The 16,835-nt window shown below is 68.9% G+C and carries 7 protein-coding genes; all 7 read right to left on the bottom strand.

Translation table 11 applies throughout. From position 1 onward, the window contains the following. Window positions 1-12 precede the first annotated feature (12 nt). On the bottom strand, window positions 13-1,314 hold the full coding sequence (locus DKG75_RS04945; protein ID WP_109919931.1) for an HlyD family type I secretion periplasmic adaptor subunit: 1,302 nt from the start codon (window positions 1,312-1,314) through the stop codon (window positions 13-15). Next, window positions 1,311-3,059: a type I secretion system permease/ATPase gene (locus DKG75_RS04950; protein WP_109919932.1), complete on the bottom strand. Its 1,749-nt coding sequence runs from the start codon at window positions 3,057-3,059 to the stop codon at window positions 1,311-1,313. Before DKG75_RS04950 ends, DKG75_RS04945 begins: the two co-directional genes overlap by 4 nt. Further along, window positions 3,056-4,570 carry a TolC family protein gene (locus tag DKG75_RS04955; protein WP_109919933.1) on the bottom strand — a complete coding sequence of 505 codons (1,515 nt, stop codon included), beginning with the start codon at window positions 4,568-4,570 and terminating at the stop codon, window positions 3,056-3,058. The genes DKG75_RS04950 and DKG75_RS04955 overlap by 4 nt, the downstream gene beginning before the upstream one ends. Further along, window positions 4,567-6,426 carry a cadherin-like domain-containing protein gene (locus tag DKG75_RS04960; protein WP_109919934.1) on the bottom strand — a complete coding sequence of 620 codons (1,860 nt, stop codon included), beginning with the start codon at window positions 6,424-6,426 and terminating at the stop codon, window positions 4,567-4,569. Before DKG75_RS04960 ends, DKG75_RS04955 begins: the two co-directional genes overlap by 4 nt. Window positions 6,427-6,568: 142 nt before the next feature. Continuing rightward, window positions 6,569-11,005, bottom strand: coding sequence for a choice-of-anchor I family protein (locus DKG75_RS04965; RefSeq protein ID WP_109919935.1), 4,437 nt, complete (start codon window positions 11,003-11,005; stop codon window positions 6,569-6,571). Between the two features lie 153 nt (window positions 11,006-11,158). Continuing rightward, window positions 11,159-16,243: a 3-keto-alpha-glucoside-1,2-lyase-like domain-containing protein gene (locus DKG75_RS04970; RefSeq protein WP_109919936.1), complete on the bottom strand. Its 5,085-nt coding sequence runs from the start codon at window positions 16,241-16,243 to the stop codon at window positions 11,159-11,161. A 154-nt stretch (window positions 16,244-16,397) separates the two neighbouring features. Then, the gene (locus DKG75_RS04975; RefSeq protein WP_109919937.1) at window positions 16,398-16,808 is read right to left on the bottom strand and encodes a hypothetical protein; all 411 of its coding nucleotides are present in this window, start codon (window positions 16,806-16,808) and stop codon (window positions 16,398-16,400) included. Window positions 16,809-16,835 lie beyond the last annotated feature (27 nt).

A 16,835-nucleotide genomic window follows, 5' to 3' on the forward strand; every position in this document is an offset into this window, starting at 1 on the left:
GCGAGCCAAAAATCAGCTTTCGCGGAATGCCGTGTCCCGCACCCGGACGATCGGGGTCAGGATATAGTCGAGCACGCTGCGCTTGCCGGTCAGGATATCGACCTGGGCGACCATGCCGGGCAGGATCGGCAATTCTTCCGTCCCGCCCTTCCGGCCCAGGCTGGGGCGGGTGGTGCGGACCTGGGCGATATAGAAGCGCTCGCCCTTCTCGTCGGTCACGGCATCGGCGCTGATATGCTCCACCGTCGCCGGCAGGGCGCCGTAGACGGCGAAATCATAGGCCGTCAGCTTGACCCGCGCGTCCAGCCCCGGTGCCAGGAAGGCGATGTCTTCCGGGCGGATGCGGGCCTCGATCAGCAGCGTGTCGTCCAGCGGCACGACCTCGACCAGGGGCATGCCCGGCTGGGCGACGCCGCCGATGGTATGGACCAGGACCCGGTTCACGATCCCGCCGAGGGGGGAACGCACCTCGGTCCGCTCCACCCGGTCCTCCATCGCCGGCATGGCCCGTTCCAGCAGGTCGCGCTGGCGCTTCACCTCGGTCAGGGCTTCCAGCGCCTCCGCCTTGAATTGCAGGCCGGTGCTCTCGATCTCGCGCTCGGTCTCGGTGATCGCCTGGGCGCTCCGCTCCATGGCGAGACGGGAGAGGTCGCGCTCGCCGGTCGCGGCGGTCAGGCGCTGGTCGGCGCGCACCAGCTCGACCCGGGGCTGCAAGCCGCGCGACACCAGGGGCTCGATGATCTCATGCTCGGCCCGGGCCAGCGCCATGGCCTTTTCCGCATTGGCCAGCGCCGAGGTCGCCTCCGCCAGCGCCTGCCGGCGCTGGTCGAGGCGGGACGACAGGATCGACAGGCGGACGTCGAGGTCGTTGCGCCGCCCGGCGGCCAGCGCCCGCTCGGCCGCGACGTAATCGGGCGCATCGCGCAGCAGATCGTCCGGGAACACGGGCTGGCGCAGGTCGGCCTCCGCCTCCAGGCGGACGAAGCGGGCGGCGAGCGACAGATATTCCTCCCGCGTCTTGCGGAATTCGGCGTCGAAGGCGACGCCGTCCATGCGCAGCAGGACGTCGCCCGCCTTCACCCGGTCGCCCTGGCGCACCAGGATTTCCTTGACGATGCCGCCCTCGAGGTTCTGCACCACCTGGACCTGGCGCGACGGGATCACCCGGCCGTCGCCCCGGGTCACCTTGTCGAGTTCGGCAAAGCCGGCCCAGAGCACGAAGACGACCAGGAACAGGGCGACGATGCCGACCAGCAGGCTGGCGGAAATGGCCGGCTTGATGTCTTCCGGCCGTTCGATCGGGGCCATGGTCATGCTACCGCCTCCGCCGCCGGGCGCGGGCCCTTCGGGCTCAGCGCCGCCAGTACCCGGTCGCGCGGGCCGGCCGCCACCACCTTGCCCCGGTCGAGCACGATCACCTTGTCGACGAGGTCGAGCATCGCCGTCCGGTGGGTGACGAGGACCAGGGTGCGGCCCTCGACCAGGGGTTTCATGCGTTCGATGAACTGCGCCTCGGTGCGGACGTCCATGGCGCTGGTCGGCTCGTCCATCACATAGATGGCGGGATCGCGCACCAGGGCACGGGTGAGCGCGATCGCCTGGCGCTGGCCGCCGGACAGGCCCTCGCCCCGCTCCTCGATCTCGAGGTCGTAACCCTGCGGCAGGTGGCCGATCATGTCGTGCAGGCCCGAGGCCTCGGCGGCGGCGAGCAGGCGGTCGTCGTCGACATCGTCGAGGCCGACCGTCACATTGTGGCGGATCGTGCCCGAGAACAGGCAGACATCCTGCAAGACGACGCCGACCGAACGGCGGAGATGATCCGGATCCCATTGCCGGACTTCGGTGCCGTCGATGGTGACCGTGCCGTCCTCAGGCGTGTAGAGGCCGAGGATCAGGCGCGCCAGCGTGCTCTTGCCCGAGCCGACCCGGCCCAGCAGGGCGACCCGCTCGCCCGGCTCGATGCGGAAGGATACGTCGTCCAGCGCGCGATAAGGTTTGCCCGGATAGCGGAAGATCACGTTGCGGAATTCGATCGCGCCGTTGAAGCGGCTCTTGGTCAGGGCCCCCTGCCCCGCCCGCATCTCCACCGGCGCGGCCATGATCTCGGACAGGACCTTGAACGAGGCGGCGGCATGATGGGCCCGCGCCAGGACGTTGGCCAGCTGCGCCAGGGGCGCCAGCGCCCGCCCGGCCAGGATCGAGCAGGCGATCAGCGCGCCCATGGACAAGAGCCCGTCCTTGATCAGGAAGACGCCGTGAATGACGATGCCGACCTGCACCGCCTGCTGGGCGAAGGCGGCGGCATTGACCGCCAGCTGCGACCAGAAGCGCGACTGCTGGCCGATTTCGGCGCCATGGGCGATGCCGGCGCGCCAGCGCCCGGCCATCTCCGCCCCGGCGCCCACCGCCTTCACCGTTTCGATCCCGGCCAGGGTCTCGACCAGCACGGCCTGGCGGGTGCGCGCACTCTTCAGCCCGAGGCGCGACAGCCGCGACAGCGCCGGCTGGGACGCCAGCGCCGCGAGCAGGACCAGCGGCACCGACAGCGCCGGCACCAGCACCAGCCAGCCGCCGATCATATAGATGACCAGCAGGAACAGCAGGATGAACGGCAGGTCGACGATGGCAACCAGGGTGGCGGAGGTGAAGAATTCCCGCAGCGTCTCGAATTCCCGCATGGTCGAGGCGAAGGCGCCGGAAGCCCCGCGCCGCGCCGCCAGCGGCATGCGCAGGACCTGCTCGAAGACTTTCTCGCCGATATCGAGATCGGCCCGCCGGCTGGCGATATCGATGAAATAGGCGCGGATCAGCTTGATCGCGAGATCGAAGAAGACGATGACGCCCATGCCGATGGCGAGGGCCGCCAGGCTTTCCATCGCATCATTGGGGATCACGCGGTCATAGACCGTCATCGAGAACAGCGAGGTCGACAGGGCGAAGACATTGGTCACCGCCGCCGCCAGCACCACCTGGCCATAGATGCCGCGGCTGCGCCAGAACGCACCCCAGAACCAATGCTCGCGCCACGGGCGGTCGCGCGCCTCCAGCTGTTCGGTCATGGCGATACCTCCAGACCCATATAGGGGGCAAGGCCGCCGGTCGCTTCCAACAGGCGGAAGCGGGCGATCTCGCGGTTGACCATCACCTCGATCCAGGCGACGGCGGCATTATGGGCGTCGACCTCGGCATTGAGGACGTTGAGAAGATTGCCGCCGACCGCCAGAAAGCGCTCGCGGGTGGCGACCCTTGCCGCCGCCGTCGCCGCCAGGGCGGCATCGGCGGCGCGGCTCTCGTCCTCCATCAGGCGCAGCGCATCGAAGGCCGCGGCCGTGCGCCGCTCGACGGAGCGCAGCGCATAGGCTTCGTCGAAACGCGCCTTCCGCTGCGCCGCCCCTGCCCGCCCCTCGCGGGCATCGGACAGGCCGCCGTCATAGAGCTTCATGCTGCCGACGATGCGGAAGGTCACGCCGTCGACCGGATCGGTGGCAATGTCGTAACGCGCCCCGTCCACTTCGAGACTGAGGTTCGGATAGCGCTCGGCCTCGACGGCGGAGAGGGCGAGGCCGCTGGCCCTGACCTTCTCGCGCGCCGCCAGCAGGGCCGGATGGGTCGCGGCCGCCATCGCCAGGGCATCTTCCCGCGTCGGCGGAAGGCCGGGGGCGATCGCCGGCCAGGGCAGTTCGGCGCCGGGCTCGCGCCCGAACAATTCGCCGAAGCGGCTGCGCGCATCGGTCAGGCGCCGCCGGATCGAGACATGGCGGGTTTCGGCATTGGCCCGCTCCGCCCGCACCTCGGCAAGGTCGCCGAGATCGCCGCCGCCGCCGAGGCGCCGGGCGTCGACCATCTCCTCCAGCTCGCGCAGCCGGCCGAGGTGATCCTCGCCGAGGCCGACCAGCATGGTGAAGGCCAGCGTCTCGTAATAGCTGGCGATGGCCTCGACCGCGAGGCCGGTCGCCGTCGCTTCCTGCTGGCGGAGGCCGGCGGCATATTCCGCTTCGCCCTGGCCGATGCGATCGAAAGTGGCGCCGGCATCGAACAGCAATTGCCGGGCGCGGACGAAGACATCCGCATCCTTTTCGAAGCCGCGGCTCCGGCTGGTGCCGGACATGTCGCTGCGGGTCGCGGAAAACTGGCTGGCGCTGCCGGTGGCGCCGACGCTGACCTGGGGCATCAGGCCCGCCCAGGCCTCGTCGATGGCGAAGCCGCCGATCTCCGCCTCGGTGGCCGCGCTGTTGTATTGCGGATGGCTGATCACGGCATCGCGCACCAGGGTGACGAAGGCTTCCGCCGGCAGGCGCGGACCTACGGCGAAACGTTCGCGCGCCTCGATCCGCTCCACGAGGCCGAGGTCGTCCGCCAGGGGGGCTGAAACCGGCGGAACCGGGGCCGGCGCCGGCGCTGCGATTTCGACATGAACCGGGGCGCTGGCGGCGGGCAGGACCGCGGGCTGGACGACGGCCGCTTCCGGCGGCATCTCCAGGTCGTCACAGGCGGTCAACAGGATAAGGCCGGCAACCAGTGCCGGCCCTACCAGCACCGGCGACGGCCGGCGCGAAAAGATGAACATCATACGGTCACAGCGGTTGCCAGCAGGTCCTCGATCCCGGCGCGCCAATCGGTGCCGCCGGCCAGAACGAAATCACCGGCGCCCAGATCGGCGCTGTCGATGCCGGTCAGGGTGATGCCGCCCTCGACATCCTTGCCCGCGGCGGTGACGAAATGGCTGAGGTCGATCACCGCATCGCCGTTCGCATTGCCGGTGGCCGCCAGGATGTCGTCGATGGTGAGCACGCTGCCGTCGCCGTCGCGGAGCGCCGACAGGTCGATGCGGTCGGCGCCCTTGGCGAAATCGACGATGATCGCCTCGACATCGAGGGCGAGATCGGCCTTGGCCGGGGCGAGCACGAAGAGATCGGCGCCCGAGCCGCCGCGCAGCACGACCTCGGCCCCGTCGCGGCCGGCCGCGACCAGGATATCGGCGCCGCTGCCGCCGTCGATGGCATCGCTGCCGGCCAGCGAGATCAGGCGGTCGTCGCCGCCGAGGCCGTAAAGCGTATCGTCGCCCGCGCCGGAGATGATGACATTGCGCTCGCCGGTGCCGGTGATCGTGTCGTTGCCGGCGCCGTCGGGCAGGATCGAACCGTCGACATCGACGAGGACCGTGCCCTTGAAGGCGTTGCCCTCGGCGTCCTTGCCGAGGTAGGTGAAGCTGGCAAGGCCGGTGAAGCCGGCGGCCGGGGTAACGGTCAGCGTGCCGGTGGCGGCATCGAAGACGACGGCGAGACGCCCGGCCTGGGCGGCCGGAACCTCGACCCCGGTCAGGCTGAGGGCGTCGCCGTCGACGCTGTGGTCGTTCTTCAGAAGATCGGCGGCCTTGACCACGGCCGGCTTGCCGGCGTCGGTCAGCAGATGATCGATGCCGGCGATCACTTCCGCATTGGCGGCGGGCAGCGCGCCCTCGGCGGCGGTGATCAGATCGGTGAGCGTCTGGCCGCTGTAGCGGGCGGTGAGCGCGGCCCAGGCCTCTTCGGCCGGCGCCGCCAGGAAGCGCTGAAGATCGGCGATCAGCACGGTCTGGCCAAGCAGCGAGGCGGCCTGCAGGCCGGCGCCCAGCGGATTGGCGGCACGGTCCAGCAGGGCGTCGTTCACGGCCCCGATCAGGCTGGCAGCACGATCGGCGGTGACCGCATCGGCGCCCTTGATATAGGCCTTCAGGACATCCTTGCTGGTGAAATCGACCGCCTGGCCGGTCAGGCTGTCGGCCAGGCGGGTCGCGGCGGCGGTGAAGCTCTCGCCGTTCAGGGCCGCGAGGGCGCGGATGGTCACGGTCGCGACATGGCCGGCGGTGAGCACGGCCGCCGCACCGGCGGTGCCGGCCTTGACCCCGGCCAGGGCATCCAGCCGGTCGATATCCGTGCCGGCGGCAAGGCCGAAGGCGGCGATCACCTCGGCCTCGGTGGCGCCGGCGACCATCAGGGTGGTCAGCGGCGTGATCACCGTCGCCCCCGCCGGGGCGCGCAGCACGATGTCGGACAGGGCAACGCCGTTGCCGGTGTCGATGCCGCCGGTCGCGGTCATGATGCCGGTGAAATTGGAAGCGACGAAGCTGCCGTCGGTGCCGGTCACCGCCCCCTGCTCGCCCGCGTCGCGCACGCCGTTGTTGTTGGCGTCGGCGAAGACGTTGGTGCCGGCGGCGTAATCCTTGACCACCCGGCCGGTCACGGCGGCGGGCGGCGCACTGCCGCCGTCGCTGTCGTTCAGGCCGCAGGCGCCGAGCAGCACCGCCATGGACGCAAGGCCGAGCCCCGCCCCCGCCCGATTGCCGCGCGGAGCCGCGGGCCGCCGGCGCAGAAGCTCGGCCGCCTGCTTGCGGGCGTCGACAAAAAAGACGGAACCTTCGGTTTCGGCGATACCGGATACGCTCATTCGCCTCGTCCTTGCTGATGCGGCCGGGCCGGAATCCGGCCGGGCCTGCCCAGGTGATAGAGCCGACCGGTTGCGGTTCCCGGTCGGTCCGATGACAATTTCGTGATGAACGGGGGCGCCGCAGCGCCCCCGCCAAACCTGATCAGGCCGCGTGGGCGACCGGATCGATCACATCGGCGAAGTTCGCCGTCGCCGGCAGGACCAGGGCGGCGAAGTCGAAGGACGCCGCAGTCAGGCTGCCGACCTCGACGCCGGCGAGCGTGATGCTGCCGCCGACATCGGCCCCGCCGGCGGTCACGAAGCCGTCGAGGTTGATCACCGCGTCGCCGCCGACGTCGCTGGACACGGCCAGGATGTCGGCCAGCGTCAGCACCGCGCCCGAGGCGCTGCGCAGGTCGCCCAGGTTGATGCGGTCGTCGGTCGAGAAGTCGGCGATGATGGCATCGACGTCCAGGCCCAGGCGGCTGTCGCCCGCCAGGAAGGCGAAGACGTCGTTGCCCGAGCCGCCCAGCATGGCGACCGAGGCGCCGTCGGCCCCGAGCGCGATCAGGATGTCGTTGCCCGAACCGCCCAGCAGGTTGTCGTCACCCTGGTCGGCGACCAGGATGTCGTTGCCGGCGCCGCCCATCAGGGTATCGGCCCCGGCGCCGCCGATCAGCAGGTCGTCGCCGTTGCCGCCGTCGATGACGTCGTCACCGGCGCCGCCGGCGATCGCATCGGCCTTGGTGCCGCCCTTGAAGGTGTCGGCGCGGCCGTCGAGCACCAGGATGCCGTCGGTGATGCGCAGCACGCCGTCGGCGAAGTGCAGTTCCTCGGCCTGGACGACGTCGACGCCGTCGGGGCCCGAAACCTTGAAGGCCGCTTCATTGGTGTCGAGAGCGACCTGCTTGCCGGTCAGCAGGCGGTTGTAGAGGGCGATGTCCGAAGCCGACATGCGGGTGATGGTGACATCGCCGATGTGGGCCGCGAAGCTGGCCACGTCGGTGCCGCGGCCGCCGAGGATGATGTCGTCGTCCGCGCCGCCCGCCAGCTTGTCGTCGCGGGTGCCGCCGGTGACCACGTCGTCGCCCGCGCCGCCGTCATAGACGTCGACGCCGACGGTGCCGGCCAGGGTGTCGTCGCCCGAGGTGCCGGTGACTTCATGGTCGGCGATGCCGGCGCCGCTCAGTTCGTAGATCGCGGTGGTGCCGCTGACCTCGTTGGCGACGATCAGCAGCGGCTTGTGGGTCGGGCTGTCCGTGGCCGAGACCACCTGCAGGGTTTCGGGCGAAACCTGGCCGAGCTTCAGGCCGTCGATATAGGTGACGTAGGAGACCTTGGCCGGATCGGTGACGTTGTAGATCATGATGCCGCTGGCCCGCTCCAGGCCGATGAAGGCATAGATCTGGCCGTCGATGGTGGCCAGGGTCACACCTTCCGGCTCCGGCCCCTTGTTGTCCGAACGGCCGTCGAAGGCGCCGTTGTCGGCATTGAACAGGGCCGGGGTCAGTTCGGCGATGATCTTCTCGAACTGGTCGCCCGAGTTGAACACCAGCTTGCCCTGGTCGTCGAAGATCGAGAACGAGCGGGTGCCGTAGGAATACAGCCGGTCATAGTCGCCGTCGCCGTCGATGTCGCCGTCGATGGTCGAGACCGTCAGACGACCGAGGTCGCTGTTGGCCTGGATTTCCTTGGCGTTCGGGAAGGCGGTCGGGTCCAGCTTCAGGTCGCGGACGCGGGCGGTCTCGCCGCGGTCGTCACCCTCGTTGGCGGTGATGAAGTAGGTCTTGCCGCCCACCGTGTAGTTGGTGATGGCGTCCGGCATGAACATGCCGAAGACCGGGTGGGTGGTGATGTTGATGGCATCGTCGCGGTCGGAGGCGTCGATGCCCGAGCCGTCCTTGCTGTGATCGATCGTGCCGAGCGGCAGGATCGAGGTCACGGTCTTGGTCACGAGGTCGATGACCGCGACCGAGTTCTGTTCCTGCAGGGTGACGAAGGCCTTGGTGCCGTCGGCCGAGACGGTGACATATTCCGGCTCGACGTCGTTGGAGAAGGTCTGGCCCGGGAAGACGCGCACGCCCTGGGCGCGGAGATCGGCTTCCTTGCCGTCGAAGGCGGTGAAGCCGACCTGGGTGACCACCGCGGTATCGAGACCGGTCGAGATGTCGACCACGGTCACCGAACCCTTGGGGTTACCGGCGGCGACCGGCTCGCCTTCGTTGGCGGTCAGGATCTTGGTGCCGTCCGGCGAGAAGGTGACCATGTCCGGCAGGGCGCCGGCGGCAAAGGTCTTCAGGAAGGTGCCGTCGGTGCCGTAGACCGCGATCTGGCCGTCCTTGGTGCCGTCGGCATTGGGGACCGCCACGGCGACCAGGCCGTTCTTGACCGCGACCGAGGTGACGCCGCCGAACGCGGTCAGCTTGGACAGGTCCAGCTGGCCGATCTTCACCGGGAATTCCGGATCCGCGAGGTTGAAGATGTCGATGGCGTTCTGCGCGCCGTTGGTGACGAAGAGGCGCAGCGTCGCCGGATCGAAGGCCGAAACCTCGGAACCGGTTGCGCCCGAGCCCGAGTCGGCGACGCCGAGCAGGCTGGCGCCGATCTGCTGGCTGGCGACCGGGGCATCGACCGTATCCGAACGCTCGGCGAGGTTCTGGATGCGGGAGTCGAGGCCGATGGTCGTGTCTTCGGTGTTATAGGGCGTGTCGCTGTAATTGTCCTCGAGGTAGCGGGCGAAGGCCGCCTGCTCGGCGAGGTCGGTCGAAAGATCGACGCGGTTGGTCACCAGCGCCGGGAACGGGTAGCCGTCGCCGCCGTCGACCAGGAAGCTGAGGGTGACGATGCGCACCGGGGTCGCCGGATCGACCACCACGTTGCCGTCCTGCACCAGGATCTTGGTGGTGTTGCCCGCTTCGTCCTTCAGGGCGACGGACTGGATGCGGTCGCCGACCGGGGCCGAGGGGTCATAGGAGAAGTGCAGGCCGCCGATCTGCGGGAAGCTGCCCGGCGTGGCGCCCGGGGCGACGCCCGCGACCGAGTGCTCCAGGATCTTCAGGAGGCCTTCGGCGGTCACGGTGACCAGCGACAGGGCATTGTTGAAGCGCAGCGAATTCTCGAGGTCGAGCTGGCTGATGTCGCCCGCCTGCTTGCCCGCGTCCGGATTGGCCGCCGGCGGCAGGTACTGCGGATCGCCGGTGCCGACCACGGTGATTTCGCCGATCGGGGCGCGGATGCCGCCGCCGTTCTTGATCGAGACCGCGGTGGTCGGGTCGATTTCGCGGGCCAGCGCCAGGTTGGCGTCGGCGGTGAGATTGCCGAGGTTGGTTTCCTCGGTGCGGACCAGTTCGCGGCGGCCTTCGAGGTAGACGTCGGTCTGGCCGTAGACGGTGCCGTCCTTGGCGACGATGAGGTCCGACACGGCGGCGGTCAGGGTGCCGACGAGGTCGCCCTTGGTGCCGTTCGCGAAGGCGGCATCGAGCGAGCCCCACAGGCTTTCGACCGTCGCCGCATCGGCGACATAGGCGCCGGAAATGTCGGCGTCGATGCTGGCCGGGTCGATCACGCCGTCGTCGTCGAAGGTGACGACCAGGCGGCCGACATAGGAATATTCATTCGCGGTCGAGACGATGGCGACCGGCTTGCCGTCCGCGCCGGCTGAGACGACCGGATAATCGTCCTGCTTGGTGTCGCCCGCCGCGAGGCGGTCGGTGGCATCGGCCGACAGGGTGTGCGAGCCGGCGGCGACGATGACGTCGACCCCGGTCAGCAGCGGCGCCAGGGCCTTTTCCAGGTTGATGTCCTGCAGGTGGGACATGAGGACGATCTTGTTCACGCCCTGGGCGATCAGGTCGTTCACATAGGGCTGCAGGATGGCGGCCAGCGCCGGCATGTCGTTGGCGTCCGGGCCCTTGACCTCGGTCGCGCCGGGCGACGAGATCGTGGCCAGGATCTGGGTGGTGGCGCCGACGAGGCCGATCTTTTCCCCGTTCTCTTCGATGATCGCGGCCGGCGCGATCTTCGGCACGGTGGTGTTGGCGAGGGACTGCGCCGGGCCGCTGTCGAAGGCGTTCACGTTCAGGATGCTGTTCGTGTAGGCGGACGCCAGGTTCGGGTCCTTCGAGAAGTCGAGGTTGGCCGAGAGATAGGGGAACTGGGTGCCGACCCAGCGGTCGTTGCCAAGGCCCGCGGTGCGGTAGTCCGGACGGATGATCTCGGAGAGGACGCCGGTGCCCTGGTCGAATTCATGGTTGCCCATGGCCGAGGCGTCGAAGCCGATGATGTTCATCATCGCGATATCGACGCGGCCCAGCGATTCCCGCAGGTCGGCGTAGGAATCGGGCGTGCCGTCGCCGTTCACGTCGCGCGGCAGGCCGTAGAATTCGTTCATCACCTGGATGAAGGTGGCGCGCAGCGCGGGATCGGCGCCGGCGTTGAAGAACGGGCTGGGCAGGATGTTGTCGCCGCCCGACAGGGTGATCGAGTTCGAGTAGGTGTCTTCCAGCCAATCGATGATGGCGGCGAAATTGGGAGCGCGCTCCAGCGCGGCCAAGCCGGCCTCGAGATCGGATGCGTGAAGAATCTGCAAGGTATAAGACATGGCTCAGCCCCCCAAAAAGGCACACAGTCGTCAGTGGGGGGAGGATGCCGCCGCTCTTTTACGGTAGCGTGACGCTTCCCTAAAACTACCGCGAAGAAAAAATGAAACCGGCCGTGGCGGGGGCCACGGCCGGTCGGAAGTGTGCTGCGGAAATCAGGCGACGAGCAGGTCGTCCAGCGGCCGCGGCGGCTCGATCGCGGTCAGCGTGTCGAAGAGGCCTGCGGTCAGGTCCGCCTTGGCCAGGCCGGCCAGGGTGATGCTGCCCGCGACCGCCTCGCCCCCGGCGCCGGCAAAGGCGCCGAGATCGATCACCGCGCTGCCGTCCGCGTCTTCCGTCGCGGCGGCCAGGATATCGGCAAGGTCGAGACGGGCCCCGCCCTTGTCGCGCAGCCCGGCGAGATTGATCACATCCTCGCCCGGGGCGAAATCGGCGATGATGAGATCGACATCCAGCCGGCCCTGCGCCGGATCGAAGCCGAGGATATAGATATCCCGGCCCGAGCCGCCGAGGGCGGCGACGCTGCTGCCGTCGCCGGTGAGGACCAGCAGGCGGTCGTCGCCCGAACCGCCGAGGAGATTGTCGGCACCGCGGTCGGCCACCAGCCAGTCGTTGCCGGCGCCGCCCATCAGCGTGTCGTCCCCGGCGCCGCCGGCCAGGATGTCGTTGCCGGCCCCGCCGTCGATGACATCGTTGCCGCCGCGGCCGAGGACGATATCGTCGCCGGCGGTCGCGGTATGATGGTCGTCCCCGTCGCCCAGCAGGATACGGTCGTCCGGCTCGGCCAGGGCGATCAGCCGGTCGTTCAGCTTCAGGACATCGGCCTGGATGACGTCGGTCCCGTCCGGCCCCTTGACCTTATAGGCCGGCACGTCGAGATCGAGGGCGATGCCCCGGGCATCGAGCAGGCGGTTGTAGAGCTTCACTTCCGCCAGCGACATCTGGCGGATGGTGACATCCGCGAAAGCCGCGTCGATCACCGCGATCGCCCGGCCGCTGCCCCCGACCAGGATATCGTCGGCCGCACCGCCGGCAAGAACGCTGACCGGGCCGGCGCCGCCGGTCACCACGTCGTCGCCCGCGCCGCCGATCACGACCGGCTTTTCCGCGCTCGCGGCCAGCAGATCGTCGCTCGCCGAACCTTCGAGGTTGCCGTTCACCGCCAGCGCCGCGACCGCGGCCGTGGTGCCGTCGGCGCGGCGCAGGGTCTCGACGCTGTCGAGGACCAGGGCCTTGTCGCCGTCGACCAGCACCGTGGTGTCGCCGACCTTGCCGACGATCGCCGGCGCCAGGGTCCCGACGATGGCGACATCGGCGCCCGCACCGCCGAGGATGACGTCGACGCCGCCCTTGCCGTCGAATTCATCGTCGCCGGCGGTGCCGGTCAGCAGGTCGTTGCCCGGGGTGCCGGCGATCACGGTCGGCCCGGCCGGCGGCTGGTCGCCCAGGGCATAGACGCGGACGTCGTCGAAGGCGACGCCGGCGCTGCCCCAGGAGAACAGGCCGATGGTGCCGCCCTCATGGGCGCGGTCCTCGATCGCATAGGCGAAGAGTTCCATGCCGTCGACATAGGCCTGGATCTTGCCGTCCAGCACTTCGACCCGCAGGTCGAAAGCCTCGCCCGGGGTGTATTTGGCCGGGATCTGGGTCAGGTATTTTTCGATCCCGTCCTTCACCTGGATCAGCTGGAACAGGCTGCCCGCGCCGTTGCTGGGGTTGCGGTCGTAGTCGCCGTTGGCGTCCAGCTCCAGCTTGTAGTAGTTGCCGGCGTCCTTGTAATAGAACAACAGGCCGAGGGCATCCTTGTCCGGCGTGGCGATCGTGGCCTCGACGGCGTAATCCTGCCACTCCAGCGCCGCCGCCTGGTCATAGAGGGCGTAGGTGCCCTTGCGCAGCACGTTGACGCCGTCGCCCAGCGGGCTCCAGCCCTTCTGCCAGTCGTTGGCCGCCGAGGCGCCGGTCCAGGTCAGCTGGTCGCTCATCAGGCCGGACAGCTGCACCAGCTGGCCGTCGACCAGTTTCCAGTCCGAGGCCTTGCCGTCGGCGCCGACACCGCCCTTGGTGCCCTCGTCCACGATCTTCCAGGCCGAGAGACTGTCGGCGGCGCCGAAATCCTCGTCCAGCAGGATGCGGTCCTTGCCCACCACCTCGACGAAGACCTTGTCGGTCGCCGTGGCGCCGGCGCCGTCGGTCACCTTCAGGGTCAGTTCATGCTGGCCCGCGCCAAGGGCCAGGGTCGGCCGGGCGCCGGTAGCGACCACTTCGCCCGCCGCATTCAGCCATTCATAGGCCGCGATCGCGCCGGGGGCATAGCTGGCGCCGCCGTCGAGGGTGACGTCGACGCGGCCGTCGCCGTCACGGTCCAGGGCCGGGGCCAGCGCGCCCGCCTCGGCGGTCAGGCGGACCGGGTTGACCGAGACGTCGTCGAACTGCGAGCTGCGCTGGGTGTCGGAATAGAAGCCGACCGTGCCGCCGGCCAGCGGCGCCTGATCGGCGACCGTGCCGAAGACGTCCGTGCCGTCGAGGAAGACGGCGATGCGGCCGTCCTGGGCCACCACCTTCACCGCCATGTCCTGCTGGAACGGCGTGCCGGCATGGGTGACCGCGAGAATGGTCTCGACGCCGCCCTGGACCTTGATCAGGCTGCGGGTATTGCCTTCGGCGTTCAGCACGAAGCGGTAGTGGTTGCCGGCATCCTGATAATAGAAGACGACGCCGATACCGTCGTTGTCCGTCGTCGCCAGCGTCGCCTCGTAGACATAGTTCTTCCAGGCCTTGGCCGCCGGATCGTTCCAGACCAGCGTGTTGTTCGCGCTGTCGGACTGTTCATAGACCCGGCCTTCCAGGCCCGCCTGGCCCTCGGCGACCGTATCGCGGGAAGCGGCCGAGCCCTTGACCAGGAAGCTGCCGCTGCCGCCGTTGCTGTCGCCGAGCGAGAGGGTGGAGACGCCGAAGGTCGGGGCCAGGGTGCCGTTGGTGAAATCGAACTGGACCGAGCCCTGGGTCGGCGCGGCGCCGACGATGCCGCCCGCCTTGACCCCGCCGAGGGCCGCGATCTCGTCGGCGGTATAGACCTTGTCGGTGATCAGCAGCGAGGAGACGAAGACATTGTTGGTCTCGCCGTCCTCGTCGGTGAAGAGGGCGGCGCCATTGGCGAGGTCGAGCTTGAAGCGATCGCCCGAGATGGTCTGGTCGCCGACCTTGACGCCGTCGACATATTTGGTCAGCAGGACGCTGCCGTCCGCCTGTTCGGCATAGGTGACCGCCAGGCGCTGCCAGGCGTCGTACTTGAAGCCGCCCTCATAGTCGCCGCCGATGCCGATGCCGCCGGTGCCGTTGCCGAGGTTACGGATGAACAGGTCGCCGTCCGACGTATTGGTCAGGTCGGTCTGCAGCAGCGACGTGAAGGCGCCGTTGCCGCCGTTCTTCACATAGATGTCGAAGACGAGCGAATAGGACGCGAGCAGCGAGCCCTGCGGCGCGCCGAGGTTCGGCGACACCACCAGGGACTGGGTATTGGTCAGCGCGGGGATGGCGGCGACCGCCTCCGCGCCGCCGGGGATCGCCGGCAGGCCGAAGGATTCCGGCGTGCCGAAGCCGATGGCGGTGGCATTCTCGCCCGGGCGGCCCCAGCCGGCCGCGTCACCGTCGTTGAAATTGTCCATCAGCAAGGTCGAGCCGTTGCCGACCTGGACCAGCACGCCGTCGGTGGAGACGCGGCCGGCGCTGTCCGCCACCTCGAGGGTGAAGCGGTGGTTGCCGGGGGCGAGATCCAGGGTCGGGGTCGCGCCGCGGGCGACGACATGGCCGTCGTCGTCCTTCCAGACGTGGGACAGGCCGGCGTCTTTCGCCGGGTTCAGGGTGCCCTCGCCGTGCAGCGTAACCGCAGCCGTGCCGGCGCCCGCCGCCTTCACCTGGATGTCGTTGCCGGCCTTGGCGACGGCGGCGACCAGCGGCGTGCCGAGATCGACCTCATAGCTTTCCTGATGGCCGCGATAGGCGCCGGCCAGGGCCCCGTTCGCGCGCCCGCCGGCCAGATATTCGTCGAAATTCACGAAATAGGTTTCGGTCGACATGGTGCCGTTGTCGGGATCGATGACGATCAGGCGGATGGCGCCGTTGCCGCCGTTGCCGCCCTTCCCGCTGTCGCCGTTGCCCGTGATCTCGCGGGCGACGCCGTCCTGGTAGTTCACCATCATCTGGTAGACCGGCTGGCCGTACTGATTGTAGGAAACCAGCGTCTCGGCGCCGTCGCCGAAGATATGGCCCGAGAAGGTGAAGGTTACATTCGGGTACTTCTGCACCAGGGCGCGGTACATCATCTCGCCGTCGCTCGCCCGCTCGGTCGAGGAACCGATGCCGTAGTCGGGGCCGGTGCCTTCGTCGTAGAGGGGGGCGCCGGTGGCGTCGTGGCGGCCGGCCCAGGTCATGTAGGAATGGTTGGCCAGGATCACGCGGTGGTCGAGATGGCCCTCGATGACCTCGCCCGCCCAGCGCAGCACGTCCTCACGCGCGCCGAACTCGAGCGAGAGGACCAGCCACTTGGTGCCGTCCGGGGCGGTGAAGGTCTGGTAATTGTTGCGGCCGCTTTCCGGCTCCTGGTCGTAGGTGCCGCCGAACGTGGTCGGGTTGGCTGCCGCCTGCTGGGCCGGCGAGAAATACTTGTCGAAATTGCCGCCGTCGTAGATCGACGAGGTGCCGTCGTGGTTGCCCGGCAGCACCGAATAGGGAATGACGCCGTCGAGCTTGTTCAGCGCGGCATCGGCGACGCCGTATTGGATTGTCGTGTTGCTCTGGGTGATGTCGCCGACATGGACGACGAACTGGATGTTGTGGCTGTCCTTGTTGTCGACCAGCCACTGCGTCATCTTGCCGAAGGTCGGATCCAGCGGGCCGGCATCGGTGTAGTCCTGGGTATCCGGCAGGACCGCGATCGTATAGGCGTTCTCGCCCGCGACGCGGATGCGGAATTCGTCGGTCACCGTGATGCCGAGAAGATCGCGGCAGGTTACGGTGATGTCCGACACGCCGAGCGTGCCATAGGCGAAGGTCAGGATGCCGGTGGCGGGATCGATGGTGGCGCCCTTGACGACCGCCGGATCGCTGCTCTGGACCGAGAACGTATAGCCCCCGGCGCCGGCGACGCCGAAGACCTTTTTCAGGTCGATCGACTGGGCCTCGGTGTTCGGGGTGACCAGACGGTCGGAGATCGAATCCTTGATCAAGGGGAAGAGCGCCATCGTTACTCTCGCTACTGTTGTTGGCCCTGCCCGCGAAAACGACAGGCCGGGACGGCGGCTTCCCGCCGTCCCGGCCTCCGCCCTCGCTCAGGGTACGGAGGCGAGAGTTAGCAGGCGTTTGTGACGCCGCTCTTTCGGCTTGGAAACGCCGCAGTTACTGTTTTGCGACGGCCGCGGCCGGACCGCCGCCGCCCGCCAGCGCCCGCAGTTCGAGGCCGCCGAGGACGGCCACCGCCACGGCCTGGACCCCGACGAAAGCGATGCCGGGCCCGTTCGCCGCGCCCACCGCGAGGACCGCGACGCTGGCCAGGACCCAGAGGAAATTTCCGGCGACGATCACGCCCAGATGGAAAGGCGCCACCCGCGGCCCGAGAGCGGCCAAGGCCATATAGGCCCCGATCGGCAGCAGCAGCACGCCGGCCCAGAACAGGAGTGCGGGATCGAGCGCGGTCAGGCCGGCGACGGCATCGCCGGCGGCGAGCAGGATCGCGCCCATGGCCAGGCAGGTCGCGGCATCGATGAGCAGCAGGGAACGGGCGGAGCGAAGCAGAGCGGAGAGAGACATCGCGGCATCCTTTTCTCAAGGGTTCGG

The sequence above is a fragment of the Zavarzinia compransoris genome (genome assembly GCF_003173055.1).
GTDB classification, from domain to species: domain Bacteria; phylum Pseudomonadota; class Alphaproteobacteria; order Zavarziniales; family Zavarziniaceae; genus Zavarzinia; species Zavarzinia compransoris.

What these genes read in the sequence shown, in the direction of transcription:
- DKG75_RS04975 (WP_109919937.1), bottom strand. Translation starts at nt 16,808, where the DNA reads ATGTCTCTCTCCGCTCTGCTTCGCTCCGCCCGTTCCCTGCTGCTCATC.
- DKG75_RS04950 (WP_109919932.1), bottom strand. Translation starts at nt 3,059, where the DNA reads ATGACCGAACAGCTGGAGGCGCGCGACCGCCCGTGGCGCGAGCATTGG.
- DKG75_RS04955 (WP_109919933.1), bottom strand. Translation starts at nt 4,570, where the DNA reads ATGATGTTCATCTTTTCGCGCCGGCCGTCGCCGGTGCTGGTAGGGCCG.
- DKG75_RS04965 (WP_109919935.1), bottom strand. Translation starts at nt 11,005, where the DNA reads ATGTCTTATACCTTGCAGATTCTTCACGCATCCGATCTCGAGGCCGGC.
- DKG75_RS04970 (WP_109919936.1), bottom strand. Translation starts at nt 16,243, where the DNA reads ATGGCGCTCTTCCCCTTGATCAAGGATTCGATCTCCGACCGTCTGGTC.
- DKG75_RS04945 (WP_109919931.1), bottom strand. Translation starts at nt 1,314, where the DNA reads ATGACCATGGCCCCGATCGAACGGCCGGAAGACATCAAGCCGGCCATT.
- DKG75_RS04960 (WP_109919934.1), bottom strand. Translation starts at nt 6,426, where the DNA reads ATGAGCGTATCCGGTATCGCCGAAACCGAAGGTTCCGTCTTTTTTGTC.